This is a genomic window from Chamaesiphon sp. OTE_20_metabat_361 (assembly GCF_031364565.1).
Genome location: NZ_JANLWO010000295.1, coordinates 1 through 6312, shown reverse-complemented (window position 1 = coordinate 6312; position 6312 = coordinate 1). Strand labels below are relative to the sequence as shown.

Genomic DNA, 6312 nt, shown 5'->3' with positions numbered 1-6312 from the left:
CCACCGTGGCGAACCAAAATCAAAGTCACACCTACTACACAATAAGATGACTGTATCAAATAATGTACCTGCTAGTTTGTATTTGATTTGACAGGAGACGGGAGATGGGAGTTGGGAGTTGGGAGTTGGGAGTTGGGAGTTGGGGAGTTGGGGAGTTGGGGAGACGTAAGCGTCCGAATATTGCTACTTCTGACCTCTCACCCTTTCCCCTTTCCCCTTTCCCCTCTTACCTCTTACCTCTTCCCTTTTACCTTTTACCTCTTACCTCTTACCTCTTCCCTTTCCCCTTTCCCCTTTCCCCTTTTACCCTCTACCCCCCATACTGCCCAGTCAACTTATTGAGTTGCTGTACTAGTAAACTCAAGAACAGTCCTACGTCGGTAACGACGCCAATTGACTCGATCGAGCCGCGATCGCTTAGTTTGGTCACAACGGCGGGATTGATGTCGATACAGACCATTTTTACCCCCGCTGGGGTCATATTTCCGACCCCGATCGAGTGGAGCATACTCGATAGCATCAAAATCAGGTCGGAGCCTTCAATCAGGCGGGCGTAGTCGGCTTGGGCGGCGACGAGATCCATCTGGGTATCGGGTAAGGGGCCATCGTCCCGAATCGAGCCAGCGAGGGAAAAGGGGACGTTGTGTTTGACGCATTCGTACATCACGCCGCTTTGGAGGACGCCTTGCTCGACGGCGTTGGCAATGCTGCCACAGCGACGGATAGTATTGATTGCTTTGAGGTGGTGGCGATGTCCGCCATGTACGGAGATCCCGCGCTGCATATCGACACCTAATGAGGTGCCCATCAGGGATTGCTCGATATCGTGGACGGCGATCGCATTACCGCCGAGGAGGGCGTGAACGTAGCCTTCGCGGATGAGTTGGTTGAGGTGCTTACTGCCCCCAGTATGGATTACAACTGGCCCCGCGACGACGGCAACTTTGCCCCCGCGATCGCGGATTTGGCGTAAGTCCCAGGCAATTTGTTCGACGACTAATTCGACGCGGCGTTCGCTCGATACCCCCGCGCCCATGAAGCTAAATTCTTCGGTGGCGACTTTCTTAATAGTGGTGGTATTGCGTTTGGTGCGAATTCCTTCACTCCCGACTACTACCGATTCGCCCACTTGGAGATCGCGGAGCAGCTTACACTTGGCGATCGCGCCTGTATCTGTCTGTGTGACGGCGATCGCGCCATCCATCCGTTGTCCCTGTACCTTAATCCACTCGCCAGCAACCGCGATTTCCGTCGGGTAGATCGTAGTGGCATAGAAGTCATCAGCCGCTACTCCAGCCTGAGTTACGGGGGCGAGTGTGGCATCGATTGTCTGCTCGGAGGCACTTACCGCACCGAGATCGATCAGTTGCCCCATAATATCCGCCATCACCACCAGATCGGGAGCCGAAACCTTGACTTCTGCTGCTGAAGTGTCCAGTCGCTGTGCGCCGAGACTAAAATTCACCACCTGGAAACTCCCACCACCAGCGACGATCGTATCGAGGACGCGATTTACCAAGCCAGAATCGAGCAAATGTCCTTCCAGATGGATCGTCCGGCTTTGAATCTTCGATGCTTGGGGCGACTCATGGTGAGTTTCAGTCACTCTGAGCGTCAAGCATTTAGCCGCGCCACCTGCTTTGAGGAATTCTGTCAGGGGTGTCTCGACGACCGTAAAGCCGCGCTCTTGAAGCGTCTGCTTGAGACGATCGCTGGCTTTATTTACCACGATGACTCGATCGATATTCACCGAATTACAGGCAAAATTGACGGCATCGGCTTCCTCGATCGCGATCCGTTTTTCAGCCGGGACGCGTAACTCGATCAGCCGATTGGAATAGGTGTCAAAAGCGGCGGGGTAGTACAACAAATAGCCATCTACCAATGGACAGAAACAGGTGTCCAAATGATAAAACCGCCGATCTACCAGCCGGAGGGAGAGGACTTCGACATCCAACCACTGCGCTAAATAAGCATGAGAGTCTAGCTCCGATCGAAAGCCATAACCCGCCCACAGCCACTGTCCGCCGCGATCGAGTAGGGCATCTCCCGCCCCCTCAAATGGCAAACTTTTGGGTAAGGTGTGGACTTTGTAGCCCTGACTTTCAAACCACTGCTGAAAATAAGGTTCCTCGCCCTGGCGTTCGGGATGGAAAAAGCGACTCAGGACGACGGTATCACCCAAAATTAACCCAGCATTGGCAGTAAATACCATATCAGGCCATCCCGGCTGCGGTTCGACTAGATCGATTTGAGCGTAGTTTTTGAGAACTTGGTATAACTTTTCCCATTGGATTTCGGCTTGTTCCCGCGATGAGCGGTGAATATTGCCTTCCATCCACGGATTGATTACATAGTCAACATCGTAATGATGGGGCGCACACATCAAAATTCGTACGGGATTAGTCATGGGGAGAGAGGGTAGATGGTAGGGGATAGCGATTCGCGTAACTCCTGACGGAGAGGCTACGTCAACGTCGGGTTCCCCGACGGTTTGCGAAAAGTGAAGCACCTTTTCAAGACAGCGGCGTTTTTAGATCTAGGGTTCCCCCCGCATAAAACGCCGCCGAATAAGAAAACGACAAGACAGCGATCGAGACAGATGGTAAGATGTTAGTACAGGATCGCTACCATTCGATGTGCATCAATTGTAACAATTGTGTTCTAGCATCGCAAAATCCTTCAAATATAATATGTACCCAAAGATAGATAGCAAAGCTCGGTTTTTAATCAAAGCTGTGTCGATCGGTAGATGTCAATAGAGCTATATCCAGAGAATAATGCTACTATAAGAAGTATGGCTTGTCGGTAAACCTTGTAATCCTCAACCCTACAGGAGCATCAAATTATGGTTACGCTAGAGCGATATTGTCTGAGTGAGTTTCAAGATGAAGTTCGGGCATTAGTTGCGCGTGGATCGGTCGATCGGCAACAGCGAATCTCCGAACTCAAACGGTTTTTCGGCGATCGGCAATGGCAAGATGTCGAACACATCTTGAATACATATGACTATGTGTTGCGCGGTCGAATTATCGATCTTGTTGGGGCAGAATGTTGGGAAAATGACTGAGCGCCAGTCACAGAGATAACTCGGGCGATAGTCGAGAGCCAACTGCTGACGCTGCAACCGATGGCCGTGCTGAAGTTCGGTGATGTAGTTTGACGATTTTTAAGAACATTAGCAATCTTTTTCTTTCGGTCTGGGTTTATCGAAATTAGCTGCGCCAACGAGATAGGAAATAGCATAAGGACTATCTACCTTCGTAGATGCCTTAGCAATTTCCAACCCGATCGTATTGCCATCTACGTCATAATCTATTACCAGTCCAGGGGCGATTTGAGCCGTTTCTTCAACGGTCATTTCGACAAATGTAATCTGTAAAATATCCTTGTCTGGGTCATAAATAACTTTCACGATCGGGTATGTCCTTTGTCGCAATGATGATGAACGAGGGGTGTCGGGAGGGTAAGTGAGACGGGATTTAGTAGCACATCGCGCAATTTACTCTCTTCATCCTATTCATAGGTGAGATAGCAAAATGTATCACTAATAACAAAATCCCATAATTGATTTTGCTGGCTAAAAAATCGATTTAAATCTGTGTCGAGCTGGAGAGATATACTAAACGTAAATATCTTGAGCCATCGATTTATGCTTAAGCCTGAAGGCATGTCCTCCTATCCTCAACTATCGCATTCTACCATTCGACCGATCGGCGTGTATGCCCTCTCAGGACTGTCAGTAGCTGGAGAACATCTCCTCGCAGTGGACACGGTGCGGGGCTATCTGGTAAGTATCGATCCACAGACTAACAATACGACTATTCTCAATCCGCGTCAGGTTTCAGAGTGGATTGGGGTGACTGGATTGACGATCTGGGAAGATACGTTGTGGTTTGCCAAAGGTCAAGAAGTCATGTGGTGCAACCGCCAAACCCTGACACCAACTACATTTACGCGGTTGCCCTATCCAGTTACTGGCGTGGCAATCTGCGACTCGCTAGTGTATGTCAGTTGCCAGAAATCTGGCTATATTCACATTTTCGATCGCACCACTGGCGAGTTGCAGGGCAAGATCCCGCAACCCGGCGTTGGTTGTGAAACCCTCAGCATTCACCAAGATGCACTGTGGGTATGCGATCGAGCCGAGCAGACCGTCTATTGTTTAGACCGTGCTACCGGAGCGATTCAATTTAGCGCCCTCACCCCATTTAGCTCCCCGACAGGCATCGCCTTTTATCCAGCCGCCGGAGCCGAGCCAACTTGCTATGTCGTTTACGCCGATGAAGAACCCTATATTCGCGACGACCCCAACGCCAAATCGCCGTATCAACTGACATTTCGCGATCGCACCTTCATCCACCCTCTCTATCTTCACCACAATCCGAGCGCCCACTATACCCTCTCTAATGGCTTCGCGATCGAACTATCCTACGTCGAAGAACTCCTTCCCCTCGAAGCCATCACCCTCAACCAAGTCGAGTGGCGAATTGCCCTCCCCTCGAATACCCTGCGCCAACGCGTGCGCCATATCGAAGCCATCGGCTGTGAATATACGATCGAAGAGCAAGCGGGACAAAAAGTCGCCGTATTTAAATTCGATAGACTCGATCCCAACCAAGGGGGACTACATGGCTGGAAAGCAATTATCGAAATGTACGGACTCAAATATTCCCTCGCTCCTGACGACATCGAGGACAACCACACCCTCCCACCCGAGCTAGCCCAATATTTAGTCGATGACGACGATCTGGCGATGGATACCGACACGATGATCCAAGCCGCCCAAGAAGCCGCCGGAACCGAGACAAACGTCCTGCGGAAGATGCTCAAAATCCGTAACTATGTCTACGATAGACTCTCCTACGGCATCCAACCCCGGATCGATACCCCCGATGTCGCCCTCGCACGCGGCGTTGGCTCCTGTGGCGAATACGTTGGCGTCTTACTCGCCCTCGCCCGCCTCAATGGCATTGCCTGTAGGACGATCGGACGGTATAAATGTCCTGCCTATCCCGATCGAGTCTACCAGCCCCTTCAGCCCGATTTTAACCATGTCTGGTTGGAGTTTTACGTGCCCGGTATCGGCTGGCTGCCAATGGAATCCAATATGGACGACACGATCGAACGGGGGCCATATCCCCAGCGGTTTTTCATGGGTTTAGCCTGGTATCACACCGAAATCGGCAAAGGGATCTCATTTGAAAAAATGAAGGCTGCTGACAAGCCAGAGCATCTCTCGATGGGCGATCTCGCTATCAACCACATTCGGTTTCGTATTTTGGAAGAACTGATTCCTAGCGATCTCAGTGCCGAATAATTTTGGGCGAGCTGGCGATCGAGATTATCTTTAATGTTCGATCGTCAATAAGATATTAGTACAGTAAATCGACTTGACGATCGAGTAAAATATTGCAGAAGAGAGTTAGATTCAACCAACCCAATACTAAGCAAGTCAAATTATTTTGAGGTTTAAAGATGGTTGCTGCAAGAGAAAGTTTGCCACGATTCACGCCTGAAGAGTATTTTGCCTGGGAGGAACAACAACTGTGTCGCCATGAATATATTAATGGCGAAGTTTATACGATGAGTGGTGGAACGATCGACCACAGTGATATTGCGGGAAATTTATTAATTTTACTGAAAACTCATTTGCGAGGCAGTGGTTGTAAGACGCTGAATTCCGATGCTAGGGTGAATATTGTCGAATCAAATGATTATGTCTATCCCGACATTAGTGTTACTTGTAACGATCGAGACAAGACAACCACTCAATACATTACTTATCCCTGCTTAATCATTGAGGTTTTATCTCCCAGCACAGAAGCTTATGACCGAGGTAATAAATTCAGGATGTATCGGCAAAATCCCAGCTTACAAGAATATGTATTAGTTGATGCAGATGCAGTAGCGATCGAAATGTTTCGGAAGAGTGATGGAGATAGCTGGCAAATTATCAACTACCAAGCAGGGGGTTTAGTTGAGTTGAAATCTATCAATCTGACTTTCTCGATCGAGGATGCCTATGAGGGAGTTATTTTCGAGTAGAGATTGTAGGTTGGGTTGAGAATTGTAGGCGTAGCCTCTCAGCTAGGAGGCAAACAAATACCACAAAATAAACACCCTAAATATGTTGGGTTTCATTCTTCAACCTAACCTACCACTACTCTTTCGCCGTTAGGCTTTGTTTCATACATGATGCCATCTCTCATCATCCCATAAGTGGAAATGCCACGAGCGTGTAAGTCTTTAACCGCTGCGCTGGTTGCTTGTTTGGCTAGAGCGGAGATCTCTTCATCAGTCATGTCAAAG

Annotated in this window: 5 protein-coding genes; 3 read left to right on the top strand and 2 right to left on the bottom strand. The window is 49.3% G+C overall.

Going from position 1 to position 6312, the window contains the following annotated elements:
* Positions 1–310: 310 nt before the first annotated feature.
* Positions 311–2410, bottom strand: coding sequence for a TIGR00300 family protein (locus RMO35_RS08710; RefSeq protein WP_309740290.1), 2100 nt, complete (start codon positions 2408–2410; stop codon positions 311–313).
* Between the two features lie 438 nt (positions 2411–2848).
* On the opposite strand from RMO35_RS08710, the gene RMO35_RS08705 reads away from it, so the two are divergent.
* Positions 2849–3070 carry a DUF4327 family protein gene (locus tag RMO35_RS08705; RefSeq protein WP_309740288.1) on the top strand — a complete coding sequence of 74 codons (222 nt, stop codon included), beginning with the start codon at positions 2849–2851 and terminating at the stop codon, positions 3068–3070.
* A 108-nt stretch (positions 3071–3178) separates the two neighbouring features.
* Here RMO35_RS08705 and RMO35_RS08700 read toward each other — a convergent pair whose 3' ends face one another.
* Positions 3179–3415 carry a DUF2283 domain-containing protein gene (locus RMO35_RS08700; RefSeq protein WP_309740287.1) on the bottom strand — a complete coding sequence of 79 codons (237 nt, stop codon included), beginning with the start codon at positions 3413–3415 and terminating at the stop codon, positions 3179–3181.
* Between the two features lie 237 nt (positions 3416–3652).
* Here RMO35_RS08700 and RMO35_RS08695 point away from each other — a divergent pair, with 237 nt between their 5' ends.
* Together RMO35_RS08695 and RMO35_RS08690 are read left to right on the top strand one after the other, a co-directional pair.
* Positions 3653–5320, top strand: coding sequence for a transglutaminase-like domain-containing protein (locus RMO35_RS08695; RefSeq protein WP_309740286.1), 1668 nt, complete (start codon positions 3653–3655; stop codon positions 5318–5320).
* 158 nt (positions 5321–5478) lie between these two features.
* Positions 5479–6048 carry a Uma2 family endonuclease gene (locus tag RMO35_RS08690; protein WP_309740285.1) on the top strand — a complete coding sequence of 190 codons (570 nt, stop codon included), beginning with the start codon at positions 5479–5481 and terminating at the stop codon, positions 6046–6048.
* Positions 6049–6312 lie beyond the last annotated feature (264 nt).

Bases quoted from the DNA above. Each gene is read 5' to 3' on its own strand.
- RMO35_RS08710 (WP_309740290.1), bottom strand. From the start codon at position 2,410: ATGACTAATCCCGTACGAATTTTGATGTGTGCGCCCCATCATTACGAT.
- RMO35_RS08705 (WP_309740288.1), top strand. From the start codon at position 2,849: ATGGTTACGCTAGAGCGATATTGTCTGAGTGAGTTTCAAGATGAAGTT.
- RMO35_RS08695 (WP_309740286.1), top strand. From the start codon at position 3,653: ATGCTTAAGCCTGAAGGCATGTCCTCCTATCCTCAACTATCGCATTCT.
- RMO35_RS08690 (WP_309740285.1), top strand. From the start codon at position 5,479: ATGGTTGCTGCAAGAGAAAGTTTGCCACGATTCACGCCTGAAGAGTAT.